Below are 24,411 nucleotides of genomic sequence, written 5' to 3' on the forward strand. Positions count from 1 at the left end.
CAAGCTCTAGCACAGGGTTTTGCAGCGTAAAACCAATCAGCGCACGGCTAAGCATCTGAATAAAAACAACTTCTAGCAACCTTTAGGTTGACAAGCAGCATTTAGACGCTAGAATTGGCGCCGCGGGATGGAGCAGTCTGGTAGCTCGTCGGGCTCATAACCCGAAGGTCGTCGGTTCAAATCCGGCTCCCGCAACCAGATACTCAAAAAGGCCACTCAATCGAGTGGCCTTTTTGCATTTTCGCCCAACCGATTTAAGTTATTGATTAAAAACCACTAATCAATTGACAAAGCACCGTTCCTGTATAGAATGGCCGGCGCGGGATGGAGCAGTCTGGTAGCTCGTCGGGCTCATAACCCGAAGGTCGTCGGTTCAAATCCGGCTCCCGCAACCAGATACTCAAAAAGGCCACTCAATCGAGTGGCCTTTTTTGTTTCTGCCACCAGCACAACCTAAGCATTTGATTAAGAACACTATTTTGTTGACAGCACACGATTTCTATATAGAATGGCCGGCGCGGGATGGAGCAGTCTGGTAGCTCGTCGGGCTCATAACCCGAAGGTCGTCGGTTCAAATCCGGCTCCCGCAACCAGATACTCAAAAAGGCCACTCAATCGAGTGGCCTTTTTGTTTGTGCGTGATTTAAGTGATCCTGCTCAGCAAGGCTTAAGGTTTGCCTATCTAGACTGGAGCAGATCCTCACTTACAGCCTCGGAGCCCACACCACCATGCCCTGGAAAAATACCCAATCGCGCTACGGCAGCCTGTCCATCGCCTTGCATTGGCTGATGCTGATTCTGATTGCCGGCGTCTACGCCTGCATCGAACTCAAAGGCAATTTCCCCAAGGGAAGCGACACTCGCGAGCTGCTCAAGCAGTGGCACTTTATGCTCGGACTGAGTGTATTCGCCCTAGTCTGGTTGCGCCTGCTAGCGCGCGCCATTGCACCGACACCGGCAATCCAACCCACCCTACCCGCCTGGCAAGCCATCCCGGCCAAACTGATGCATCTGGCACTCTACGGCCTGATGATCGGCGCACCGTTGGCAGGCTGGCTGATCCTCAGTGCAGCAGGCAAACCCATCCCCTTCTTTGGCCTGGAGTTGCCGCCACTGGTCGGCAAGAACCCGGATCTGGCCGGCACTATAAAGGAATGGCATGAACTGGCCGGCAGCGCTGGATACTGGCTGATCGGCCTGCACGCCGTCGCCGGGCTGCTCCACCATTTCGTCGTTCGCGACAACACCCTGACGCGCATCCTGCCAAGCAAGCAGTCCTAACTTCGTCAGGCAATCAGCCCCACTCCATCAAGGCGACGCTCAGTGCTGGTCAATTGCCAGCGTCGCCGCTAGAATTGCGCACTTTTTGATCAGAGGCGCGCCAAGCGCCCAGCATCCATCCGTACACGCCTGAGGTTAACGCCATGTCCACCCCCGCCACGCCCAAAGTCGGCTTCGTTTCACTCGGTTGCCCCAAGGCGCTGGTGGACTCCGAACGCATCCTGACCCAGCTGCGCATGGAAGGTTATGAAGTGGTATCCACCTACCAGGACGCCGACGTGGTGGTGGTTAACACCTGTGGCTTTATCGACAGTGCCAAAGCCGAGTCGCTGGAAGTCATCGGTGAAGCCCTGGCAGAAAACGGCAAAGTGATCGTGACTGGCTGCATGGGCGTGGAAGAAGGCGCAATCCGCAACGTGCACCCCAGCGTGCTTTCGGTGACCGGCCCGCAGCAATACGAGCAAGTGCTAAACGCCGTTCACGAAGTAGTGCCACCACGCCAGGACCACAACCCCCTGATCGACCTAGTGCCGCCACAAGGCATCAAGCTGACGCCGCGCCATTACGCCTATTTGAAGATTTCCGAAGGCTGCAACCACAGCTGCAGCTTCTGCATCATCCCTTCGATGCGCGGCAAGCTGGTCAGCCGCCCAGTTGGTGAAGTGCTCAGCGAAGCCGAGCGCCTGGTCAAAGCCGGCGTCAAAGAGCTGCTGGTGATCTCCCAGGACACCAGCGCCTATGGCGTGGACGTGAAATACAAGACCGACTTCTGGAACGGCCAGCCGGTGAAAACCCGCATGACCGAAATGTGCGAAGCACTCTCCAGCATGGGCGTATGGGTGCGCCTGCACTACGTCTACCCCTACCCGCACGTCGACGAATTGATCCCGCTGATGGCCGCCGGCAAGATCCTGCCGTACCTGGATATCCCCTTCCAGCACGCCAGCCCGAAAGTGCTCAAGCTGATGAAGCGCCCAGCCTTCGAAGACAAGACCCTGGCGCGCATCAAGAACTGGCGCGAGATCTGCCCGGAACTGACCATCCGCTCGACCTTTATCGTCGGCTTCCCCGGCGAGACCGAAGAAGACTTCCAGTACCTGCTTAACTGGCTGACCGAAGCCCAACTCGACCGCGTCGGCTGCTTCCAGTACTCACCAGTAGAGGGCGCTCCGGCCAACCTACTCGACAACGCCGTGCCGGACGACATCAAGCAGGACCGCTGGGACCGTTTTATGGCCCACCAGCAAGCCATCAGCACCGCCCGCCTGCAGCTGAAAGTCGGCAAGGAAATGGACGTACTGATAGACGAAGTCGACGATCAGGGCGCAGTCGCCCGCTGCTACGCCGACGCCCCGGAGATCGACGGCAGCGTGTTTATCGCCAGCACCAACGTCAATCCAGGCGACAAGGTCCGCGTCCGCATCGTCGACGCCGATGAATACGACATGTGGGCCGAGCTGATCTAACTCCCACACCATATATCGCTCGATAAAAAGCCCTGCCGATGCAGGGCTTTTTTATGCTCGATCCAAAGGGCTTAGCACTCCCAGACCACCGCAATTGAGCACGTGGGTGTAAACCATCGTTGTCTGGACATCCACATGCCCCAACAACTCCTGCACGGTGCGAATATCCTTACCACCCTCAAGCAGATGAGTCGCAAAGGAATGGCGCAAGGTATGCGGCGTGGCAGGCTTAAGCACACCCGCACCACGAACGGCCTCACGCATCGCCCGCTGGATGGTTTTCTCATGCACGTGATGCCGAAAAATACCCTTTGAACGGGGATCAACCGAGCGGTTGCCCGACGGGAACACAAACTGCCAAGCCCAGTCAGCCGCCGCACTCGGATACTTGCGCGCCAGAGCAAACGGCAGATTGGCCCGCCCGAATCCTTCAGCCAAATCCTGCTGGTGCACATCGGCAACCTTCTGCAAATGCTCCTGCAAAGGCGCAACCAACGTGCGGGGCAACATGGTTACCCGATCCTTCTGCCCCTTACCGTCGCGCACCACAATCTCACCGCGGGAAAACTCAACATCCTTGACCCGTAAGCGTAATGCTTCCAGCAGACGCAAGCCGGAACCATAAAGCAGTGCTGCTACCATCAACTTAACCCCGGATAACTGCGCCAGAACCCTAGTCACTTCATCACGCGTCAGCACTACCGGTAGATGCTTGGGCTTTTTGGCCCGGACAATACCGTCCAGCCAAGGCAGCTCAACCTTCAACACCTCTTTATAAAGAAACAGCAAAGCCGCCAACGCCTGATTTTGCGTAGCACCCGCCACATTGCGCTTGACCGCTAAATGCGTCAGGAACGCCTCGATCTCGGCCGCGCCCATTTCCAGAGGATGACGATACTGATGAAAGCGGATATAACGCTTAACCCATTCGGCATAGGCCGTCTCTGTGCGAATGGAATAGTTTCTGACTCGAATCTGCTGACGCACTTGGTCCAACAGCTTAGACTTGCCGTCATCCATGTGGTGTTGCCTCCTGAGTAATGTCGCGTTACTCGCGATAATCACCAGACTAGACAAGGACTTACCAGGTAACAAGGCGAGTTATACGACACGAAAAAGCGACATCGCATGTCGCATAATTAATAGTTAGAGCCAACATGCTACCGTACCAATATGTAACTTCGCTGCGTATTCGGCACCCATCTATGCCACACGAAGACATCACGTCCGCGATTGGCATAGAGCCTAAGCACAAATGGACAATAGGTGAGCCCCGTATTTCACCTAAAGGAAAACTATTAGGGGGAGTTCGTACTAATTCGTATTTGAGCGCCTTACTAGTTTCAGAACCAATTTCATCTGAAACAAAAGAACTCGAAGAAACGCCATATTTACTTACCACCCAATTTCAGCACCTTGGGCCATTCTTCTTAAATCTTAGAGAAAACGATGGGAGGTCTGAGTTCTTCGTAGGCCTGTATAGTAAACACAACATTGTTATCGATCTTGAACCAAAATTAATGGCTCTGCTAGCAAACGCATCACTGAATATTTGTCTTGACTGTTATCCTTTGGAAAAATTGTAGGCTCTAACAAACGGCTCAAATCGTTCGCTTCGCTCACTGGGACGGCGTGCCGCCGCCCCTTAACCTATCGTTAGCCCTATGAACGAAAACCTCATAATCCAGTCAGCTCACGAAACCGATTCAGCGCATGTCGCAGAGCTTATACATAGTGTTGCTCATTACTTTCTGTCCACTCCGTCTGGCGTTGGTGCAGAAAGCTTTATGGCAAGCATCTCGCAAACAGCTATTGCTGGATACATCACTGCCAAAAACTTCAATTACATCCTTGGTTTTATGGGCACAAAACTGGTTGGGGTCGCAGCGCTCAGAGACAACAAACACATATACCACCTATTTGTTCATCCCGAATTTCACCGGCGCGGCATTGCAAACAAACTCTGGCAACACTTGAAGAGTGAGGCGCTCGAGCATGATGGCGCAGGAACCTTCACTGTAAATTCATCAATTTATGCAGCACCAATGTATTCACGCTTCGGTTTTGCCTCCACATCAGAACCGCAAAATAAAAATGGCATACAATTTGTTCCCATGCAGCTTTCCGTGTGCGGCTAACAACTGGTTCAAACCGTTCGCTACGCTCACTGGGACGGGCTAAAGCCCGCCCCTTAACCATACGTTAGGTTCTTATGGCCAAATTTCTCTTCGCGCCTCTAGTAATTGCCATCTTTATTTCTGGCTGCTTGGACACCGCACAAGATAACGCTGAGAAAAAAGCAATGAATGAAACAAGCACAGTAGAGCCTAACGCTCCACCGTTGAATCAAGCCCAGGAGTTGGCGGTAAGTAAACTCTCTGCCTCGGATGTAGAGAAAATTGATACCGAGCTGCTTGCAAATACAGGCAGTAGTTGGCGAAAGGTTGCAATGGTTGTAGGGCTAACCATGAGCAAAACTCAGGGTCAGTTCAACGACATTCCAGATCTTTGCTACTCGCAGCGCGTGGCTAACCTTGTCGAGCAAGGGCACCTTGAGTCACAGGGCAACCTGCTGCAAATGCGCTATAGCGAGGTAAGGCGCTCGCGCACCGTGCAACCATAAAAACCTAACTACTGGTTCAAGTCGCTCGCTTCGCTCACTCGGGACCGGCTAAAGCCGGCCCCTTAACCAAACGTTAGGCAGTCATGGAAAGACAACGAGTATCCTTTGAGGAATCGTGCAAACGGCCATGCACACTACGGCTTAGTCGATGCGGCGGGCCAACAGTGCACGGTTTAAATGGCTATGCTTGTGAAAACTGTATTAGAAAAGCGTTAGTTAAACTCCACACGAAGCGTGAAACAAGCATGCAAAATTGCTCTTACTGCGGCAAAGCGCCTTCATATCAATGCCAACAAATTAATACATGCAAAGAGTGCTTTGAAAATGCACTAAAAAGCGTAGAGCATTGGTACAAAAAACAAGATCTGGGGAATGCCTAACTAGGCGCTCAAATCGCTCGTTTCACTCACTGGGACCGGCAAAGCCGGCCCCTTAGCTTAATCGTTAGGCAAATCTATGGAATGGGCAATATTTACATGGTTCCCAGAACATGGGGCTGAGAAAATCCATGGCGATGACATAGATTTACTCGCGAACGGTGTTCAAGGCCGTATTGTTAAAGTTCTGGGTAAAGATGAGAATTGGGTGATCATTAATTTCCACACCGACGCAATTCGCGTAGAAGAGTCTTCATTAATTGAAACCCCAGAACCAAAGTTCAAACTAGGAGATTTCGTGAAAACCACTCCACCAAGAACAGAGAAAAACGGTGTCGTATCACTTGTATCGTGGCACTACACAAAGAAAAAACCATATTATCTTTTAACCACCAATAGCATTGAAAGTCACTCGCGCTATCTTGAGCATGAACTCGCGCAGGCCTAACAAATGGTTCAAATCGTTCGCTCCGCTCACTGGGACGGGCTAAAGCCCGCCCCTTAACCAAACGTTAGGTGCCAATCATGAACCCTGGCTATTTACAACGAAAACTCCATAACGTAGCTGAGTGGTGGCAAGTACCTATAACTCGGAAAGATAGAATTCTAGGTGCTGTGGTAGGTGGTTTCGGGTGCTTCTGGATTGGCGTACTTGGTAGATTATTACTCGGGCCAATGCCGGTATCGATTAGTACCATCGGTTGGTGGGCGCTTTATTCAATCATCGTCGGAACCTTCCTTGGTATAGCATTCCCAAAGGTGATATTTTTCGTCTGTTATCCATTTTCTATATTCGGTGGTGGAGTTGGCTCCTAACAAGTCGCTCAAATCGCTCACTTCGTTCGCTGGGACGGCGTGCCGCCGCCCCTTAGCTTAATCGTTAGATGCACTTTGAAATATTCTGGAGCACCAAGAAATGGACAACTCATTCTCCAGCTACAAAGCCTTGATCCGCAAGGCGATACAGGATGCAAACTTTCAACAGCACTCCGCGCTCATCTCGGGAGTTCTACTGCGACTCAGCAGATTGCTAGAAGCATCGGACGTGGCGTCGTTGAGCTCGGAGCAGCTTGAACTTCACAAGCAACTTATCTCAATGGTGCAGACCAATGCGATGGACTTGCAAAATTTGAGACGTCTTCTTCATCTAGCTACTGAAATATCGGATTCGTATGAGGATCATTCAATAGATATAGATCCGAACGTAATTCAGTTCTGGTCGGCACTAGATAGCTTTAGTGCATATGAGGCAGATGCATCTCCAGATCAGGTCGCAAGTATTTCGGAGTCCATCCTCAATGTACTTGATTTCCACTACACCGGCAGCACCCCGCTCGAGCAGTGGCTAGCGACTCCAGAAATCAGACAAGAGTTGGATCTTCAACTACAAGATCTCGGGACGCGCCTCTAACAATTCATTCAAGCCGACCCCGCTTCGCGGGTCGGCTTAATTCAGGCGTTAGGCCTTACATGACAGATTGGTCGATTCCAAATTGGGGAAAACCGTGGCAGCCAGAGATAGAGATTCCTCTACTGCGTTCGTTAGCTGATCTCGTTGAATCGCGTTGGCCACACATCCGTTGTACCACCGATTTTGCAACTGTCGGCGCCGCATTCATCGAGTTCCATACTAACGGTGTTTGCGTTGGCCGGGCTTGTGTCAGCGTCATAGAATCCGCTGCTCCGCATTTCAGTTGCTACCTTGGAGCCGCCGAGGACGAGTTTCACGGCTACAACATAGAAGCCGCGGCATCAGTTGTAGGTCACTATTCCGACGCCCTACCGGACATCAAGGCCTAACAAGTGGTTCAAACCGTTCGCTGCGCTCACTGGGACCGGCTGAAGCCGGCCCCTTAACCAAACGTTAGGTGCTTATATGCTGATAGTCATTCGCATAATTCTGAGCCTTACAGCCTTAATTGTCGGATTTGGTATAGCCGGTGCTGTTGGGTCATGTATGGGGCAACGTAATTGCGAGTCGACGCTCGGAACTAGTTTGTTTTGGGCTAGCCTTATATCAGCACCTTTCGTGATTTCAGCGCTGACGTGTAATGCTCGTAGCAACCTAACTTCAATTATAAATCTAATTTGTCTAGCAATAATTTCCACATACGTTTGCTTCTTGTTTTCGTCGACATCTATACCTTGGAATTTAATTAGCACACTCAAAATCATAACGCAGTGGAAAAACGTTAATTACCTAATATTTCTAGCCGGCATTCTCCCCTCAATACTCGTTCACGCATCCCTTATATGTATGTTATACCTCGCGCCTAGAAACATTAAAGCTCTACAGAACGAATAAAGATCCACAATTTATCGACCCACACCTAACTAGTGGTTCAAATCGTTCGCTGCGCTCACTGGGACGGGCTAAAGCCCGCCCCTTAACCGTACGCTAGACGCTGCACAGCCACCGCAGGGAGCCCTCATGTATTCGCATGTATTTTTTGGTGTCACTGACTTTGAGCGTGCTTTAGTTTTCTATAACTCTTTAATGTCTTGCTTGGGCCTAGAAACTCGTTTCTGTGATCGAAATAGGCCTTGGGCCGGCTGGCATAGCGCTGGCGGCACTCAACCCCTATTCCTCATAGGAAAACCATACAATGAACAACCGCATAGTTGTGGCAACGGCAGCATGGTGGCTTTTCAAGCAAAAAACCGTGCAATAGTTGATGCCGCCCATAAAACAGCACTAATCAACGGTGGCATTTGCGAGGGTAAACCAGGTTTGCGCCCTGAGTATCATGAAAATTATTACGGCGCATACTTCAGAGATCCTGATGGCAACAAAATCTGCATTGCTTGTCACGCACCTGAAGGCGAAGTTAATGTCCTGGTAAGCAACGTCTAACAATGCGCTCACTAGGATGGGCTAAAGCCCGCCCCCTTAGCTTAATCGTTATACGGAAAAACGGACCGTGACTGTCCAGGGAGTAGTGACTGCAATGCACCCTATCCAATGTAAATGTGGCGCCCTCCGAGGCCAACTCGAAAGCAACGGGGCTCATAATCGCCTTATCTGCTATTGCACAGACTGCCGTGCGTTCGCACGCTTTCTTGGAAAAACCACTGACGTACTAGATGGGCAAGGTGGGACAGAGATCATCCAAGTAGCGCAACCGCGCTTGCACTTTATCCAAGGCGAAGATTGCCTGTCGGCGGTACGTCTTAGCGCAAACGGCATGATCCGTTGGTATACAACATGTTGCGGAACGCCTATTGGTAATACGATGGGCAATCCCAAAGCATCGTTCATTGGATTGATTCACACCTGCCTTGACCGGAGTCAAATGGATAAAGACTTCGGCACCCACATTGCAGTTCTGAATACGGATACTGCGTTGGGAAAATCGAAGCCCAAGCAGCGCGGACTCTTGGGGGTTTTAGCTCGCTTCATATGGATCCTGATCACGAATCTTATCGGTAGAAGGTATCGGAAATCCCCTTTGTTCAATACCTCAGGCCTGCCTCGGGTAGACCCGCAGATACTGAGCCCTGAAGAGTTGGCTAAATTTAAGCTTGCCGTATAGCCGATCCTCCAACATCGCACACCTTCTTCGCTCAGCAGTTAAAGCTATGTTTTATCTATCGGTTAGCTTAATTTCTGTAAGCCGCAGGTAAACACCCGTGTTCGCATATATATGTCTCGGAACCAACGACCTTAAACGGGCGATTAAATTTTACGATTCAACGCTTGCACCTCTTGGCCTTAGCAGGTGCAACACATCCAATGAACCGAACTGGGACGGCTGGGCTGGTTGGGGAACTTATGAATCTGGAGGAGCAGAAGAATTGGCACTCTGGGTATGCTCACCTTTTAATAACTCTTGTGCCACACCCGGCAATGGCACAATGGTTGGCTTGCGAGCTAACACATGGGCCGAAGTCCAAGAGTTTTATGATGCGGCATTGAAAAATGGCGGCACATCAGAAGGGACTCCAGCTTTGCGCCCACAATATGCCAAAGATTTTTATGCTGCTTATGTGCGCGATCCGGACGGTAACAAAATTGCTGCTATCTGCAGAGGCTTTACTAGTGCCTAAATTACTTACTGCAGCGGAGCCTAAAAAGCGCTTTTTTGTGCACATTGAAAGGATAAACCACTCCTTGGCTTAATCGCAGGAATCTCATCAACTAATTAAATCACTTCACGATAAAGCATGACGAGACAATAAAATCATTTCTACTGCCTACCAAAGCCCACTAAACCACATTACTCTTCGCGCACTTTAATTACTGATATACATCCTTGCAACATATCCCCTTAACTTCGATACAACCTAGATAAACTACAGACATTAAGGCTACTATTTCAGCATTAACACCCAACATGATAATTTCTGATAATTGTAAAAACCGGCCTATCCTGATTCTGCTCTACTCGAAAATGCTATGCACTTTGACGATATCCTGCATCTTCAGTAAGAACAATGCGTCTCAGACGGACCTAGACCACAGCAATCAATTCATCGAGACATCCGGCCATGACTGAACAACAAGTGTCTGCCTCCATACGCAAACCCTGCCATATACGCAAAGCGCTGCTGTTACCAACGCTGCTATTTCCGCTTGCCTGCTTGGCATCGCCTATAGGCCAGATCACCAAGGTCAGCGTGCAGGAGCAGGGAATCGGTCCGCAGTCAGAGGGTTGCTCCGAGTTTGTGATCAGCCCGGAGCAGGCACAGGCATTCTTTGAGCAGGCGGTAGTTATTACCGCACGTCAGCAGCATGACTTTTTTCTCTACGGCCCCTGTACTGCACGCGGCACGTTGGAAAGCCGCTATGGCCAATGGCAATGGGTTATCCGCAATCTGGGCACCGCGACCCTAACGGCGAGCAATGGCGACACCTTCCTCTTGGGCGACCCAGGTCAGGAGTCGGATCTGTCCGGCGAATAACTCAACTCAAACAATCCCCTCAAGCACGGCCTGCGCAGCTACTCGCAGCTCACCGCGCACTGTCACATGCCCTTGCTATGCTTTTGCCCGTCGATCACGCACGTGTGGTTGCGATGATCGCTGTTCTACCCCTTCCTTTTTTACTTGATGGAGGCCGCCATGGCTGGTTGGTATGAACTTTCGAAGAACGATAAAGGCCAGTTCTTTTTCGTGCTGAAGGCAGGCAATGCCGAGGTGATTTTGCGCAGTGAGCAGTACGAGACCCGCGCGGCTGCCGAAGGCGGTATTGCTTCAGTACAGAAGAATGCGCCCGCCGATGAACGTTATGAGCGCAAGGATGCCAGTGATGGGCGTTTCTACTTCAACCTCAAGGCGGCCAACCATCAGGTGATTGGCACCAGCCAGATGTACAAGGCTGCAGCCAGCCGTGAGGGCGGCATTGAGTCGGTCAAGACCAATGGCCCCACGACCACCATCAAGACTGACTAACCCTCCGGGCATGTCAGTCGGCAGGCTTCATAGCCCTGACTGACATGCCCAACGCGGCTGAAAATGCCGTCGCCGGGGGCGGCATGCCCTTGTGATACGCCAGGGGCCTAGGTAACGTGAGCGCACTTTTCAGGAGTGCCACAATGCGTTTCAGCCGCCCGTTTTGCTTTGCCTTGTTGCCACTGCTCGCCAGTTGCCAGGTGTTTACCGATAAACCCGTCGAACCGGTGATTGAGCAGACGCGCATGCAGGGCGAACTCAGCCTGAACGCGGGCCAGTTGCTGTTTCGCCCCTGCCAGGAACAACGTCAATTTATCCTCAAGGAAGACAGCGCAGCCGAGCTGAGCAGCGATGCCAGCACGCTGTTCGGTGACGGCCACGCCACGCTGTATGTCGATATGCGCGGCCAGCTGCAGGCCAATGCGCAGAAAGGTGTCGATGGTCAGTTCGTGCCGAGCCAGGTATACCGCGTACAGGCTGAAGGCCATGGCTGCACAGATATCAACTTTGCCCGCACCATCCTGCGTGCCAGCGGCCACGAGCCGGACTGGAATATCGCGGTAAGCAATCAGGGGCTGATCCTCAATCGCCCAGGCCAGGAGCCACAAGCGCTGCCGTACCTGGAAGAGCAATTGCCCGAAGGCCGCCTTAACCTCAGCAGCGAAGCCAACGGCCAACGCCTGGATCTGTGGGTCGCCCGCCAGCGCTGCGTCGACGGCATGAGTGGCGCGGTGCAGCACCTGAGTGCCGAATTGCGTCTTAATGGGCAAGTCCTGCGTGGCTGCGCCTACCTGGGCGGCGCACGCAACGATTAGCAATCAGATCGCTGAGATAGATCAGCCGAGCGGCAGACGATTGGCCTAAGCTGCAAGGGAAGACAGCCAAAGGGATATCGTTATGCTGCGCATTGCTATCAATGGATATGGACGTATCGGTCGCTGCCTAGTGCGCGCGTTGTTCGAGCGCAAACTGGAGCAGCAGATCCACCTCACCGCGATCAATGACCTAGGTGAGCAAAGCACCCTCGCCCACCTCACCCGCTTCGACTCCACCTTCGGCCGCTTTCCTGGGGATATCAGCCTGGACGGCGATACCTTGCTGGTAAACGGCCACCCGATCCAGCTGCTGCGTGAGCGCGAAGTGACTAATCTGCCCTGGCGTGAGCATGCGGTGGATCTGGTACTCGAATGCACCGGCAAGCTGAAGAAGCGGGCCCAGGTCGAACAGCACATCAGCGCCGGCAGCCCGCGCGTGCTGCTCTCGCACCCGCTGGACAGCGCCGATCTGACCGTGGTCTATGGCGTTAACCACCAGCTGCTCGGCGATCAGCAGATCGTGTCCAACGCCTCCTGCACCACCAACTGCCTGGCGCCGATGGCCAAGGTACTGCACGAGGCCGTGGGCATTCGCCAGGGCCTGGTCAATACCATCCACTCCTACACCAATGACCAGAACCTACTGGACAAGACCCACAGCGACCTCTACCGCGCCCGCGCCGCCGCGTTGTCGATGATTCCCACCAGCACCGGTGCGGCCAAGGCCATCGGCCTGGTGATGCCGGAGCTGATTGGCCGCCTGGATGGTTTATCGATACGCGTACCAACGCCCAACGTCTCGCTGGTCGATCTGACCTTTACCAGCGAACGCCCGACCAGTCGCGAAGCGATCAACGCCGCTCTAAAGGCCGGCGCCTTGCAGTTGCCGCCAGGGGTGATGGAATGCAACGAGCTGGCGCTGGTTTCCAGCGACTTCAACGGCTACCCGGTGTCCTGCGTGGTCGACCTCAGCCACACCCGCGTGCAGGGCGATCTGGTCAAGGTCTTGGCCTGGTATGACAACGAGTGGGCCTTCGCCAACCGCATGCTCGATGTGATGCTTGCCTGGGTAAAGCCTGAGGCACGCTAGCACTCAGCCATATGACAGGCCGCTGCCCGCTACCGGCGGCGGCCTTTAACCACGGATCAGGCGTATAATCACCGCCTTTTAAAAGCTGCCGGGTTGCCTCCGGCCCTGAAAGTGGATCGTTCCTCATGCTTCGTATCACCGAACTCAAGCTGCCCCTCGATCATCCCGACGAGGCTCTGCGCCCGGCCATTGTCCAGCGCCTCGGGATTGCCGACAGCGAGCTGCTTGGCTTCACCTTGTTCAAGCGCAGCTACGATGCGCGCAAGAAATCCACTGAAATGCACTTTATCTACACCATCGACTGCGAGCTGCGCGATGAAGCGGCGCTGCTGGCCACGTTCAGCGATGACCGGCATATCAGCGTCACCCCGGATACCGCCTACAAACCGGTCGGCATGGCGCCTGAGAACCTCGCAGAGCGTCCGCTGGTCGTCGGTTTCGGCCCCTGCGGGATTTTCGCCGCGCTGATTCTCGCCCAGGCCGGACTCAAGCCCATCGTGCTGGAACGCGGCACCGAAGTGCGCCAGCGTACCAAGGACACCTGGGGCCTGTGGCGCAAGAACGTGCTCAACCCCGAGTCCAACGTGCAGTTCGGCGAAGGCGGTGCCGGCACCTTCTCCGATGGCAAGCTGTACAGCCAGATCAAGGACCCCAAGCATTACGGGCGCAAGGTGCTGCATGAGTTCGTCAAAGCCGGCGCGCCAGACGAGATTCTCTATGTCAGCAAGCCGCATATCGGCACCTTCCGCCTCACCGGCGTGGTCGCCACCATGCGCGAGGAAATCAAGGCGCTGGGCGGCGAAGTACGCTTTCAGCAGCGCGTCAGCGATGTGCTGATCGAAGATGGCCAGCTCAAGGGCGTGGTACTCGACAGCGGCGAGCAGATTCTCAGCCGCCAGGTGATCCTGGCCCTGGGCCATAGCTCGCGTGACACCTTCCGCATGCTGCATAAGCGCGAGGTATTTATGGAAGCCAAGCCGTTCTCGGTGGGCTTTCGTATCGAGCACCCGCAAGGTCTGATCGACCGCGCGCGCCTGGGCAAATACGCAGGACATCCCAAGCTCGGTGCTGCGGATTACAAACTGGTGCATCACGCCAAAAACGGCCGCTCGGTCTACAGCTTCTGCATGTGCCCAGGCGGCACCGTGGTCGCGGCCACCTCAGAGCCGAACCGCGTGGTGACCAATGGCATGAGCCAGTACTCGCGCAATGAGCGCAATGCCAACGCCGGCATCGTCGTCGGCATCACCCCGGAGCAGGATTATCCGGGCGGCCCGCTGGCCGGTGTGGAGTTGCAGGAGCGCCTGGAATCCCAAGCCTATCTGCTCGGCGGCTGCACCTACGAGGCGCCGGGGCAACTGGTCGGCGACTTTATCGCGGGCAAGCCGTCCACTGAACTGGGTAGCGTCGAGCCGTCGTACAAACCGGGGATCAAGCTGGGCGATCTGGCGCTGGCGCTACCGGACTTTGCCATCGAAGCCATCCGCGAAGCGCTGCCGGCCTTCGGCAAGCAGATCAAGGGTTTCGACCTGCATGATGCGGTGCTGACCGGCATCGAGACCCGCACCTCTTCGCCACTGCGCATCACCCGTGGCGCGGATATGCAGAGCCTAAACGTCCGCGGCCTGTACCCGGCCGGGGAAGGTGCGGGTTACGCCGGCGGCATTCTCTCCGCCGGGGTTGATGGCATTCGCGTGGCCGAAGCGCTGATTCGCGACATGCTGGGGATTGCCGAACCTGTCTAAAAGGTCACCCACATGCTGCCTGTAAACCAGGCAGCATGTGGACTACAGCTTGACCAACTCGACCCGGCGATTCTTCGCCCGCCCTTCTTCGCTGCGATTGTCCGCCACTGGCCGCTCCTGGCCAAAACCTGCGGCATTCAACCGCTGCGCCTCGATACCGGCGGCGACTATGGCGTTCATCACGCTCTGCGCACGCTGTTCGGACAACAGCTTGTTGGCCTCCGCCTGGCCCTGACTATCGGTATGGCCTTCAATGGCCAGGCGCAGAGCCGGCGCGGCGTTCAGCATGCTGACAATCTCCGCCACGGTGGCCTGGCCATCGGCCTTGAGCTCGGCTTTGCCCGTGTCGAAGTTGATATACAGGGCGATAAAGCCGTTGCGGTTGAGTTCATCGAGCAACTGGTTGGCGCTGACCACCTGCTGCATGGCCGCCACTTCGACAATCACCAGCTTGTAGCTCTGGGTCGGTGCGCTGAAAATTTCCGGTTCGAGGCGCACCCACACTTCCTTACCACCGGTCGTGACCTTCAGCGTGGTTTCGCCGCCATCGCCATCCTGCGGCAGACGCTCGTAAACCACTTCGCCGCCGATCGACTTGATCGCGTTCTGGTAGTTGCGCAGCAGCTGCAGTGGGCTCGGCTGATTGTCTACCGCGTTGTGGAAATAGCGAATCTGCGTGGCATCGCCTTCCACGGTCTGGCGCTGCGGCACGCCGTCCTGAGTGCCGGTGGCGAACTGCGCAGCATTGTAGTTCTGCTCGTATTCGACGATATGCGAGTTCGGGTAGCGTGACAGCAGCGGATGGTCCTTCGACCCCGCCGTATCATCGGCAGCCAGCGCCGGTACGCTTAAAACTGCTGACCACAGCAGCATGTACAAGCAGCTGCGCACAGTTCCCATGGCATTTCTCCTGCTGCATTCGGGGCGCGGCGTGCGCCCACCTACAGCAGTGACTCTAGACCAGCACGGCTGGCCCAGCGGCTCGCGAGCAGTCGACTAAACGTCGAAACGCAGACAACAGACCGTGGTGCGCCGCGAGCCATTGGGGCGGCGCTCGGGGTCGGCGTAAGTTTCGATCTCGACAAACCCAGCCTTGCGCATCATCCCCGCCGAGGCGGCGTTTTCTTCGTGGCGGTCGATATAGATATCGGCCACGCCCTGCTCGTCCAGGGCGGCAACCACCTGCTTGAGCAGGCGTGAACCCAAGCCCTGCCCGGCAACTGCGCGATGGGTGACCGCCTCGCAGATATAGGCGTGCTGTAGATCGTGACGCGTCGGCGGCTGATAGTGGGCGAAATGCCGCGAGTGCTGATAACTGACAAACCCCAGCAGCTCGCCACCGCGCTCGGCCAGCAATGCCGACACCGAACCGTCGGCAATCTGCTGTAGATGGGCCGTCACCTCAGCAGGAGGTAAATGATTCCAGGGATTCGACCCGTGCTCGAAAATCAGCGCGCAGAGGTTGTCGATATCGGCAGCCAGAGCCTGGCGAATCCGCAGGTTATCCATCTACAGCCTTGCCGTGGGCAAGTCAGCCGGCAAAGCGACGCCGCGTTCGGCGCAATCCGCTACCGCTGCGATTAACCCGTTCAGCTCGAAACCTTGGGCGCTAAGCCAGGCCTGATCGTAGTAGGTGTCGGCATAGCGCTCGCCGCCATCGCAGAGAATTGCCACCACCGAGCCGGATTCGCCCGCCGCGACCATCCGCTGCGCCACCAATAGCGCGCCAATAAGATTGGTCCCGCTGGAGCCACCCACTTTCCGGCCCAGACGCTGCGCCAGGTAATGCATAGCGGCCAACGACAAGGCATCCGGCACCTTGCACATGGCATCAATCACCGACGGCAGAAAGGACGCCTCGACCCGTGGCCGGCCAATACCTTCGATACGCGAGCCATGGTTCAGGCACAGGCTGGCATCACCCGTGCGGTAGTAATCGAAGAACACCGAACGCTCGGCATCGGCGCACAACACCTGGGTGCTATGGCGGCGATAGCGCACGTAACGGCCCAGGGTCGCCAAAGTGCCGCCAGTGCCAGGACTGGAGACCAGCCAGCTCGGCTCGGGGAAGCGCTCGCTGCGCAGCTGCTGGAAGATCGACTCGGCAATATTGTTGTTGGCGCGCCAGTCGGTGGCGCGCTCGGCGTAGGTGAACTGATCCATAAAATGCCCGCCGGTCTCGCGGGCCAGGCGCTCGGACTCGGCGTATATCTGCGTCGGGTCCGTCACCAGATGGCTCTGCCCTCCATAGAAGGCGATCTGCGCGATCTTCTCCTTCGAGGTGCTGGCCGGCATCACAGCGATAAACGGCAGACCCAGCAAGCGGGCGAAGTAAGCCTCGGAGATTGCCGTGGAACCGCTGGACGCCTCGATCACCGGCGCGCCAGGCTTGAGCCAGCCGTTACACAGTGCGTAGAGAAACAGCGAGCGCGCCAGGCGGTGTTTGAGGCTACCAGTCGGGTGGCTGGATTCGTCCTTGAAATACAGTTCGACGCCAGGCAAACCCGGCAACGCCAGGGGAATCAGGTGAGTGTCAGCGCTGCGCTGAAAATCCGCCTCAATGATGCGAATGGCCTCGCGCGCCCAGGTTCTTGAATCACTCATGCCTTACCCCCTAATCCAAAACACCGGCCGGCACCACACGCGTCCCGCGCCACTGACTCAGCAATACGCCAGCAAACACCAATCCCGCTGCCAGCATCTGCACAGCATTCAGGCTTTCGCCCAATAGCAGTATGGCGAACAGCAGGGTGAACACCGGGATCAGGTTGGTAAAGCCCGACGCCTGGCTCGCCGGCAAGCGGCTGACGCCGAAGTTGTACAGCCCGTAAGCGCCCACCGTGACCAGAATGCCCAGATACGCCACCGCGCCCAGGCCCATGGGGCTGACGCTGGTTGGCAGCGGCGCGCTGAACCAGGCCAAGGGCAAAAAGAAGATGGTGCCGACAAAGGCCACCATGGCGGTCAGCAGAAAGGGCGAATAGCGCGATGACAGGTGCTTGAGCAGCAGGGTGTAACCCATGGCGCAGAGCATCGCGAGTAGCTCGTAGAAGTTGCCGAGAATCGGGTTGCTGGCATGCTCATCGGCGCTACCGGCCAGGCTAAGCCATACGGCGCCGATCAGGGCGAGGAGAAAACCGGCCAAGGTGATGCGGCTGATCCGCTCGCGCAGGAAGATAAACGCCCCCACCGCCACCAGCAGCGGCAGCAAGGCCGTGACCATGCCCGCCTGAGCGGCGCTGGTGTGCTGCAGCGCCAGGGCTTCAAAGAGGAAATACAGACAGGGTTCACAGGCCGCCAGGCCCAGCAGGTACTTCCAATCACCGGAGCGATAATGCATCTGCCCACGCCAGCGCCAGGCCAGCAGAAACACCAGGCTGCCCAAAGCCATACGGCCGAAGATCACCCACAGCGGCGGCAGCTCGGCAAAGGCCAGTTTTAGTGCGATAAAGGAACTGCCCCACAGCGCCATGGCGATCACCAGGCAGATCACCGCGATGCCCCTTCCCTGCTCCTGCATATAGCCTCCTGATCAAAGACTGCAGTGTAGAGAGGCCGGCGCGGCGCCGACAGATACAGTCAGCGCCGCGAACTGTGCGGGCTTATTGATCCCAGGGCTTGCCGCGAGTCTGCTCGCTGATCCGCAGCTTCTGCTGCAGCGCGGCCTTGGCCAGCATATGGGCGCTAACCGGGGCGGTGATAAACAGAAACAGAGCGATCAGCAGTTCATGCAGGCTGACGCCCTCGCCGCGAAAGCTGAAGTAGATCAGCGAGGCGATCACCATGCCGCCCACGCCCAGGGTGCTGGCCTTGGTCGGGCCGTGCAGGCGCATAAAAAAGTCCGGCAGGCGGTACAGGCCGATTGCACCGATCAGCGCGAACAGGCTGCCGATCAGCAGAAACAGCGCCACCAGCGCTTCGATCCAGGTATCCATTCAGCAATCTCCGTAGAACGTTTTTACGATCTCGCGAGCTAGAGCCATGCAAGGCAAGAACAGGCGAGGATGCGGAGTTTACGAGCTGTAAATGAGCAATCCGAGACGCCGCGTCCCGGCCTGCTCTTAACGCAGCAGGGCCGACGCGCAGCAGATCGTAAACTCGTTCTCATTCGATGATGTCGCCACGCAGCAAATACTTGGCCACTGCCACCGTGCCGATAAAGCCCATCACCGCAATCAGCAGGGCCGCTTCAAAATACAGGTCCGAGCCCAGCCAGATGCCGAACAGCACCAGCATGGCAATTGCGTTGATATACAGGGTATCCAAGGCCAGGATGCGGTCGGGCAGGTCCGGACCGATGATCAGGCGCGCCATGGTCAGCATCAGGGCCAGGCCGATGATCACCAGGCACAGCGGAATCACGTAGGCGAGCATGTGAATACCTCCAGCAAGGGTGCTTCGTAGCGCTGTTTGATTTCCGTCACCATGGCTTCGGCGTCCGGCACATCCAAGCCGTGCACCAGCAACATCTTGCGGTCATCGCTGAGGTCGGCGGAGACGGTGCCTGGGGTCAGGGAGATGATGCTGGTGAGCATGGTCAGGGCCAGTTCATCTTCCAGCAGCATGGGAATTTCCACGAAGGCCGGGCGCAGTTTGGCGGGTGAGCCGAGAATCAGCTTGGCCACCTGCAGGTTGGCCATGACGATATCGCCAAGGATGCGCAGCAGAAACAGGCACAGCTTGAGCGGCTTGTAGACCCGTGGCGGGTTGATCCAGAACACCTGGGTCAGCAGCGGAATCGCCCAACCGAGCAGCGCACCGAGCAGCCAGTGGCCCAGGCTCAGGTCATTTACCAGCAGCAGCCAGACCAACAGCAGGCACAGGCTCAGCAGCGGATGGGGTAACCAGCGACGTGCTTTCATCGTGCAGCTCCCGATTCGATGATTTGCCGGTACAGCGCCAGGTCATGCAGCTGGCTGGCCGTGGCTTCGACATAACTGAGCAGCGGCGCGGCGCCGACCATCAGTAGCAAGCTGAGCAGCAGCAAGCCGGCGCAGGCCAGCAAGCGGCCGTAATCCAGCTCGGCGCTGTCCAGCTGGCTCAGGCCGACGCGCCAGAACAGCATGCTACCGGCGCGGCTCAGGGCAATCAGGGTCAGCAGACCGCCGCCCAGCACAATCGGCCAGAGCAGCAGCGCCTGTAAGCCAGGCTCCAGCGAGCGCAGCAACAGCAGCTTGCCAATAAACCCGGAAAGCGGCGGCAGACCAGCCACGGCAATCGCGCCGAAGAAGAACAGGCCGCCGAGCAGATGCGGGTTCTGCAGCGCCGGGCCCTGCACCAGCAGCGCCTCTTTAACTCCACGCTGGCGGGCAATCAAGTCCGCCAACAGGAACAGCCCGCCGGCCACCCAGGTGCTGTGCACCAGGTAATACAGAGCTGCGGCCAAGGCTTGCTCGGTGCCGATGGCGATACCGGCGAGCAAGGTGCCGACCGACACCACCACCAGATAGGCCAAGAGGCCCTGCAGGCTGACCGCCGCCAGCGCGCCGATCACGCCCAGCGCCAGGGTCAGCAGGGCAATCGGCCAGAGCCAGTCGTTGGCCATATTGGCCAGGCTGCCGGCCTCGTCACCAAAGATCAGCGTGTACACGCGGATGATCGAATACAGGCCGACCTTGGTCATGATCGCAAACAGCGCGGCGACCGGTGCAGTGGCCGAGGCATAGGCCTTGGGCAGCCAGAAATACAGCGGCAGAAACGCCGCCTTGAGGCCGAATACCACCAGCAGCAGCAGCCCAGCAGCACCGAGCAGCGCTGCATCATCTGGCCCGGCGGCCGCCACCCGAATGGCCATATCGGCCATGTTCAGGGTACCGGTGATGCCATACAGCACGCCCACGGCGAGCAGGAAGAACGCCGACCCCACCAGGTTCAGCACCACGTAATGCAGCCCCGCGCGTACCCGCTCTACCCCACCGCCGTGCACCAGCAGCGCATAGGAGGCGATCAGCAGGATTTCGAAGAACACGAACAGGTTGAACAGGTCGCCGGTGAGGAAGGCGCCGTTGATGCCCATCAGCTGGAACTGGAACAGCGCATGGAAACTCTGCCCGCGCTCATCGTCGCCACGCACCGCATATAACAAAGCAAAGCTGCCAAGCACCGCCGTGACCACCAGCAGCAAGGCGCTCAGGCGATCGAGCAGCAGAATGATGCCAAACGGCGCCGCCCAGTTACCGGCGGCATACACCTGCAGCACGCCCTGATCGGCCAGCCAGAGCAGATAGCCGCTCAACGGCAGCAGCAACAGGGTCGCTACCAGCGACAAGCTGCGCTTGACCCGCAGGCTTAAGCCCGCGCCCAGCAGCAACAGGCTGCCGGCAAACATCGGCAGCAGAATGGGCAGGATCAAACCATGATTCATTGCACAGGCTCCTGGCCGTCAACATGGTCGGTCTGGGTTTCGCCCACGCTGCGCAGCGCCAGCACCACCACGAAGGCGGTCATGGCAAAGCCGATCACGATGGCCGTCAGCACCAGCGCCTGGGGCAGCGGGTCCGCGTATTGGCTGCCCTGGCCGATCACCGTGACCACGCCGCTCTGCAAGCGGCCCATGGCAAACAGGAACAGGTTGACCGCATAGGAAATCAGCGTCAGCCCCAGCACTACCGGGAAGGTCCGCGCGCGCAGCAGCAGGTACACACCGCTGGCGGTGAGGATGCCCAGGGTCGCAGCAAATATGGCTTCCATCTCAAAGCACCTCTTGTGCAGCTTTTCCCTGGGTCAGCTTGCCCAGGTTGGCGAGAATCAGCAGGGTCGCGCCGACAACCGTCAGGTACACGCCCAGGTCGAACAGCATGGCGGTGGCCAGCTCGATTTCACCGATCAGCGGGATCTCGAAATGGCCAAAGGCCGAGGTCAGGAACGGCCGGTCAAACAGCCAGCTGCCCAGACCCGTCAGGCCGGCAACCAACACGCCAAGGCCGGCCATGCCCTGGTAATTCAGCGGCAGGCGCGACTGCGTCCACTGCACGCCACTGGCGACGTATTGCAGGATCAACGCCACAGCCGTCACCAAGCCGGCGATAAAGCCGCCGCCTGGCAGGTTGTGGCCGCGCAGGAAGATAAACACCGAGACCAGCAGCGCCATCGGCAACAACACCCGTGACAGAGTGGCGAGGATCAGCGGATGGCGGTCACGCGCCCAGCTGCGCCCTTGCGCATCGAATTTCGGCTGGAACAGGCGCAGGCCGTCGAGCAGCGCGAAGATGCCGACGGCGGCAATCGCCAGCACGGTGACCTCGCCCATGGTATCGAAGCCGCGGAAGTCGACCAGAATCACGTTGACCACGTTGGTGCCGCCGCCGCCCGGCACGCTGTTCTCCAGGAAGAACGCCGAAATACTGTCGTATGGCCGCGTCAGCACGGCGAACACCAGCATCGCCACCATCACCCCGCTACCAACCGCCAGGGTGAAGTCGCGCAGGCCGCGTAGGCTGCTCGACTCGATGCGGGTATGCGCCGGCAAGAAGAACAGCGCGAGCATCAGCAGGATGATGGTCACCACCTCCACCGACAGCTGGGTCAGGGCCAGATCCGGCGCCGAATAGCGGGCGAAGGCCAGGGCCACCATCAGTCCGACCACACTGAGCATCAGCAGCGAAACCAGGCGCTGGCGATGGAAAACCACCGTTACCAACGCGGACAGGGCCATGATGCCCAGCCCCAGGGCGGTGATGCCGTCGATCTTGGTCATCGGTATCGGTCCGCTGATTTGCGGCAACGAGCTCAGGCCCTGAGTCACCACCAGCAAGGCGGCCGCCAGCAGCAGCGCCAGGTAACGCTGCAGCGAAGCGTTCTCCAGCCAGTTGGTGACGACGCTACACACCTTGACCAGGATCAGCACGCCGCGCTCGAACAGCAGCTTGGCATCCACACTCGGCAGCCCGGCATACCAGCGAAATAGCGGCTGACGGAACACGTACACCAGGATCCCGCCGAACAGGGCGATAAAGCTCATCAGCAGCGGCAGGTTGAAACCGTGCCAGATCGCCAGGCTGTAGCTCGGCACCTCACCGCCCAGGGTAGCCGCAGCGGCAGCAGCCAGCAGTGGCGCCACGGTGTAGGCCGGAACAATCCCCACCAGCAGGCAGAGGAACACCAGAATCTCCACCGGCACCTTCATATAGCGAGGCGGCTCATGCGGCGGGTAATGCGGCAGGTCAACCGGCTCACCGTTGAAGAACACGTCATGGATAAAGCGCAGCGAATAGGCCACCGAGAACACCCCAGCCAAGGTTGCCGCCGCCGGGATCACCCAGTTGAAGCTGCCCAGCAGGTGCTGATTAAGCGTCTCGGTAAAGAACATTTCCTTGCTGAGGAAGCCGTTGAGCAGCGGCACCCCGGCCATCGCCGAGGCCGCTACCATGGCCAGCACAGCCGTATGCGGCATGTACTTCCACATACCGTTGATGCGCCGCATATCACGGCTACCGGTTTCGTGGTCGATGATCCCCGCCGCCATAAACAGTGAGGCTTTGAAGGTGGCGTGATTGATGATGTGGAACACCGCCGCCACTGCCGCGAGGCGGGTGTCCAGGCCGAACAGCAAGGTGATCAGGCCCAGGTGACTGATGGTCGAATAGGCCAGCAGGCCCTTGAGGTCATGCTGAAACAGCGCCATTCCGGCGCCGACCAGCAAGGTCACCAGGCCGGTGATGCTGACCAAGTAGAACCACCACTCTGAACCCGCCAGCGCCGGGTACAGGCGCGCCAGCAGAAACACCCCGGCCTTGACCATGGTCGCCGAGTGCAGATAGGCCGACACCGGCGTCGGGGCGGCCATCGCATGGGGCAACCAGAAATGGAACGGGAACTGCGCCGACTTGGTGAACACCCCCAGCAGCACCAGAATCAGCGCCAGCGGGTACAGCTCGTGAGCGCGAATCGCGTAACCGGCAGCCAGCACCTGGGACAACTCGAAACTGCCGACGATATGGCCGATCAACAGAATCCCGGCAAACAGCGCCAGGCCGCCACCACCGGTCACGGCCAGGGCCATACGCGCGCCTTTGCGTGCATCCGTACGGGCGCCCCAGAAGCCGATCAGCAGGAACGACGACAGGCTGGTCAGTTCCCAGAACATCAACATCAGCAGCAGGTTTTCCGAGAGCACCACGCCGAGCATCGCACCCATAAACAGCAAGAGGAAGGCGAAGAAGCGCCCCATCGGCTCCTTCTTCGACAGGTAATAACGCGCGTAGAGAATGACCAGCAGGCCGATGCCGAGAATCAGCAGGGCAAACAGAAAACCCAGGCCATCGAGACGCAGACTGAGGTTCAGGCCCAAGGCCGGCAACCACTCCAGCTTGACCTTGAGCAGCTCGCCGGCGAACACCGCAGACTGCTGCGAGAGCAGCAGTACCAACGCCGTCAGCGGCGCTACCCCTGCCGCCGCAGCGCAGGCGGAACGGCCCAGGCGTTCGGCCAGCAGCGGCAGAAAGATGCCGAGAAATGGCAAGGCGATGATCAGCGCAAGCGTCATAGAAAAACCCCTTAATACGAACCCGGCACGTACCCGTCCCCGGCTGACTCCCTAACCTGCTCACTGCGGTCAACCGCAGGCTTTTGCCTGCGCAGCAACCCGCGCAAAAGTATTGCACCGCGCGGCGACTAAAGCCCGT

The 24,411-nt window shown here is 57.3% G+C and carries 25 protein-coding genes and 3 tRNA genes; 17 read left to right on the forward strand and 11 right to left on the reverse strand.

From position 1 onward, the window contains the following. Positions 1-121: 121 nt before the first annotated feature. From ACQ4LH_RS12830 to rimO, 5 genes are all read left to right on the forward strand, one after another. Positions 122-198: transfer RNA gene (locus ACQ4LH_RS12830), tRNA-Met, on the forward strand. A gap of 120 nt (positions 199-318) precedes the next feature. After that, positions 319-395: transfer RNA gene (locus ACQ4LH_RS12835), tRNA-Met, on the forward strand. Between the two features lie 121 nt (positions 396-516). After that, a tRNA-Met gene (locus ACQ4LH_RS12840) sits at positions 517-593 on the forward strand. 136 nt (positions 594-729) lie between these two features. Then, on the forward strand, positions 730-1,281 hold the full coding sequence (locus ACQ4LH_RS12845) for a cytochrome b (RefSeq protein WP_430697511.1): 552 nt from the start codon (positions 730-732) through the stop codon (positions 1,279-1,281). Between the two features lie 143 nt (positions 1,282-1,424). Continuing rightward, on the forward strand, positions 1,425-2,747 hold the full coding sequence (gene rimO / locus ACQ4LH_RS12850) for a 30S ribosomal protein S12 methylthiotransferase RimO (protein WP_430697512.1): 1,323 nt from the start codon (positions 1,425-1,427) through the stop codon (positions 2,745-2,747). 51 nt (positions 2,748-2,798) lie between these two features. Here the strand turns inward: rimO and ACQ4LH_RS12855 are convergent, their stop codons facing one another. Further along, complete coding sequence (locus tag ACQ4LH_RS12855; protein ID WP_430697513.1) at positions 2,799-3,767, reverse strand: integron integrase; 969 nt, start codon at positions 3,765-3,767, stop codon at positions 2,799-2,801. 644 nt (positions 3,768-4,411) lie between these two features. Between ACQ4LH_RS12855 and ACQ4LH_RS12860 the strand changes: the two genes are divergently transcribed. The 12 genes from ACQ4LH_RS12860 to ACQ4LH_RS12915 all read left to right on the forward strand — a co-directional run bounded on the left by ACQ4LH_RS12860 (position 4,412) and on the right by ACQ4LH_RS12915 (position 14,788). Next, positions 4,412-4,885, forward strand: coding sequence for a GNAT family N-acetyltransferase (locus ACQ4LH_RS12860; RefSeq protein WP_430697514.1), 474 nt, complete (start codon positions 4,412-4,414; stop codon positions 4,883-4,885). A gap of 74 nt (positions 4,886-4,959) precedes the next feature. Next, positions 4,960-5,370 carry a DUF3658 domain-containing protein gene (locus ACQ4LH_RS12865; RefSeq protein ID WP_430697515.1) on the forward strand — a complete coding sequence of 137 codons (411 nt, stop codon included), beginning with the start codon at positions 4,960-4,962 and terminating at the stop codon, positions 5,368-5,370. A 456-nt stretch (positions 5,371-5,826) separates the two neighbouring features. Next, positions 5,827-6,195: a DUF6960 family protein gene (locus tag ACQ4LH_RS12870; RefSeq protein ID WP_430697516.1), complete on the forward strand. Its 369-nt coding sequence runs from the start codon at positions 5,827-5,829 to the stop codon at positions 6,193-6,195. A 468-nt stretch (positions 6,196-6,663) separates the two neighbouring features. Beyond that, complete coding sequence (locus tag ACQ4LH_RS12875) at positions 6,664-7,158, forward strand: hypothetical protein (protein WP_430697517.1); 495 nt, start codon at positions 6,664-6,666, stop codon at positions 7,156-7,158. 1,020 nt (positions 7,159-8,178) lie between these two features. Then, the gene (locus ACQ4LH_RS12880) at positions 8,179-8,601 is read left to right on the forward strand and encodes a VOC family protein (RefSeq protein WP_430697518.1); all 423 of its coding nucleotides are present in this window, start codon (positions 8,179-8,181) and stop codon (positions 8,599-8,601) included. Positions 8,602-8,695: 94 nt separating this feature from the next. Further along, the gene (locus ACQ4LH_RS12885; protein WP_430697519.1) at positions 8,696-9,280 is read left to right on the forward strand and encodes a DUF6151 family protein; all 585 of its coding nucleotides are present in this window, start codon (positions 8,696-8,698) and stop codon (positions 9,278-9,280) included. 97 nt (positions 9,281-9,377) lie between these two features. Further along, complete coding sequence (locus ACQ4LH_RS12890; protein WP_430697520.1) at positions 9,378-9,794, forward strand: VOC family protein; 417 nt, start codon at positions 9,378-9,380, stop codon at positions 9,792-9,794. A 441-nt stretch (positions 9,795-10,235) separates the two neighbouring features. Beyond that, positions 10,236-10,649 carry a hypothetical protein gene (locus tag ACQ4LH_RS12895; protein ID WP_430697521.1) on the forward strand — a complete coding sequence of 138 codons (414 nt, stop codon included), beginning with the start codon at positions 10,236-10,238 and terminating at the stop codon, positions 10,647-10,649. 159 nt (positions 10,650-10,808) lie between these two features. Then, complete coding sequence (locus ACQ4LH_RS12900; RefSeq protein WP_160087729.1) at positions 10,809-11,138, forward strand: YegP family protein; 330 nt, start codon at positions 10,809-10,811, stop codon at positions 11,136-11,138. Positions 11,139-11,281: 143 nt separating this feature from the next. After that, positions 11,282-11,953: a COG3650 family protein gene (locus tag ACQ4LH_RS12905; RefSeq protein ID WP_430697522.1), complete on the forward strand. Its 672-nt coding sequence runs from the start codon at positions 11,282-11,284 to the stop codon at positions 11,951-11,953. A gap of 82 nt (positions 11,954-12,035) precedes the next feature. Then, the gene (gene gap, locus ACQ4LH_RS12910) at positions 12,036-13,043 is read left to right on the forward strand and encodes a type I glyceraldehyde-3-phosphate dehydrogenase (protein WP_430697523.1); all 1,008 of its coding nucleotides are present in this window, start codon (positions 12,036-12,038) and stop codon (positions 13,041-13,043) included. Between the two features lie 125 nt (positions 13,044-13,168). Beyond that, positions 13,169-14,788 carry an NAD(P)/FAD-dependent oxidoreductase gene (locus tag ACQ4LH_RS12915; protein WP_430697524.1) on the forward strand — a complete coding sequence of 540 codons (1,620 nt, stop codon included), beginning with the start codon at positions 13,169-13,171 and terminating at the stop codon, positions 14,786-14,788. Positions 14,789-14,830: 42 nt separating this feature from the next. On the opposite strand, the gene ACQ4LH_RS12920 is transcribed toward ACQ4LH_RS12915, so the two are convergent. The 10 genes from ACQ4LH_RS12920 to ACQ4LH_RS12965 all read right to left on the reverse strand — a co-directional run bounded on the left by ACQ4LH_RS12920 (position 14,831) and on the right by ACQ4LH_RS12965 (position 24,272). Beyond that, positions 14,831-15,688 carry an OmpA family protein gene (locus tag ACQ4LH_RS12920; protein ID WP_430697525.1) on the reverse strand — a complete coding sequence of 286 codons (858 nt, stop codon included), beginning with the start codon at positions 15,686-15,688 and terminating at the stop codon, positions 14,831-14,833. Between the two features lie 96 nt (positions 15,689-15,784). Then, positions 15,785-16,297: an N-acetyltransferase family protein gene (locus ACQ4LH_RS12925; protein ID WP_430697526.1), complete on the reverse strand. Its 513-nt coding sequence runs from the start codon at positions 16,295-16,297 to the stop codon at positions 15,785-15,787. Continuing rightward, complete coding sequence (locus tag ACQ4LH_RS12930) at positions 16,298-17,392, reverse strand: PLP-dependent cysteine synthase family protein (protein WP_430697527.1); 1,095 nt, start codon at positions 17,390-17,392, stop codon at positions 16,298-16,300. Positions 17,393-17,402: 10 nt separating this feature from the next. Next, the gene (locus ACQ4LH_RS12935) at positions 17,403-18,308 is read right to left on the reverse strand and encodes a DMT family transporter (RefSeq protein ID WP_430697528.1); all 906 of its coding nucleotides are present in this window, start codon (positions 18,306-18,308) and stop codon (positions 17,403-17,405) included. Between the two features lie 82 nt (positions 18,309-18,390). Further along, positions 18,391-18,723 (reverse strand): Na+/H+ antiporter subunit G, encoded by a 333-nt coding sequence (locus ACQ4LH_RS12940; RefSeq protein WP_430697529.1) that lies wholly within the window; start codon positions 18,721-18,723, stop codon positions 18,391-18,393. Between the two features lie 169 nt (positions 18,724-18,892). Beyond that, positions 18,893-19,162: a K+/H+ antiporter subunit F gene (locus ACQ4LH_RS12945; protein WP_311091281.1), complete on the reverse strand. Its 270-nt coding sequence runs from the start codon at positions 19,160-19,162 to the stop codon at positions 18,893-18,895. After that, positions 19,147-19,650 (reverse strand): Na+/H+ antiporter subunit E, encoded by a 504-nt coding sequence (locus ACQ4LH_RS12950; RefSeq protein WP_430697530.1) that lies wholly within the window; start codon positions 19,648-19,650, stop codon positions 19,147-19,149. The genes ACQ4LH_RS12945 and ACQ4LH_RS12950 overlap by 16 nt, the downstream gene beginning before the upstream one ends. Further along, positions 19,647-21,152, reverse strand: a complete 1,506-nt coding sequence (locus ACQ4LH_RS12955; RefSeq protein WP_430697531.1) for a monovalent cation/H+ antiporter subunit D — start codon at positions 21,150-21,152, stop codon at positions 19,647-19,649. The genes ACQ4LH_RS12950 and ACQ4LH_RS12955 overlap by 4 nt, the downstream gene beginning before the upstream one ends. Continuing rightward, complete coding sequence (locus ACQ4LH_RS12960; RefSeq protein WP_430697532.1) at positions 21,149-21,478, reverse strand: Na+/H+ antiporter subunit C; 330 nt, start codon at positions 21,476-21,478, stop codon at positions 21,149-21,151. The genes ACQ4LH_RS12955 and ACQ4LH_RS12960 overlap by 4 nt, the downstream gene beginning before the upstream one ends. A gap of 1 nt (position 21,479) precedes the next feature. Further along, positions 21,480-24,272, reverse strand: a complete 2,793-nt coding sequence (locus tag ACQ4LH_RS12965; RefSeq protein WP_430697533.1) for a monovalent cation/H+ antiporter subunit A — start codon at positions 24,270-24,272, stop codon at positions 21,480-21,482. Between the last annotated feature and the right edge of the window lie 139 nt (positions 24,273-24,411).

Origin of the sequence: Pseudomonas peli (genome assembly GCF_050563605.1) — a bacterium.
GTDB classification, from domain to species: Bacteria; Pseudomonadota; Gammaproteobacteria; order Pseudomonadales; family Pseudomonadaceae; genus Aquipseudomonas; species Aquipseudomonas peli_A.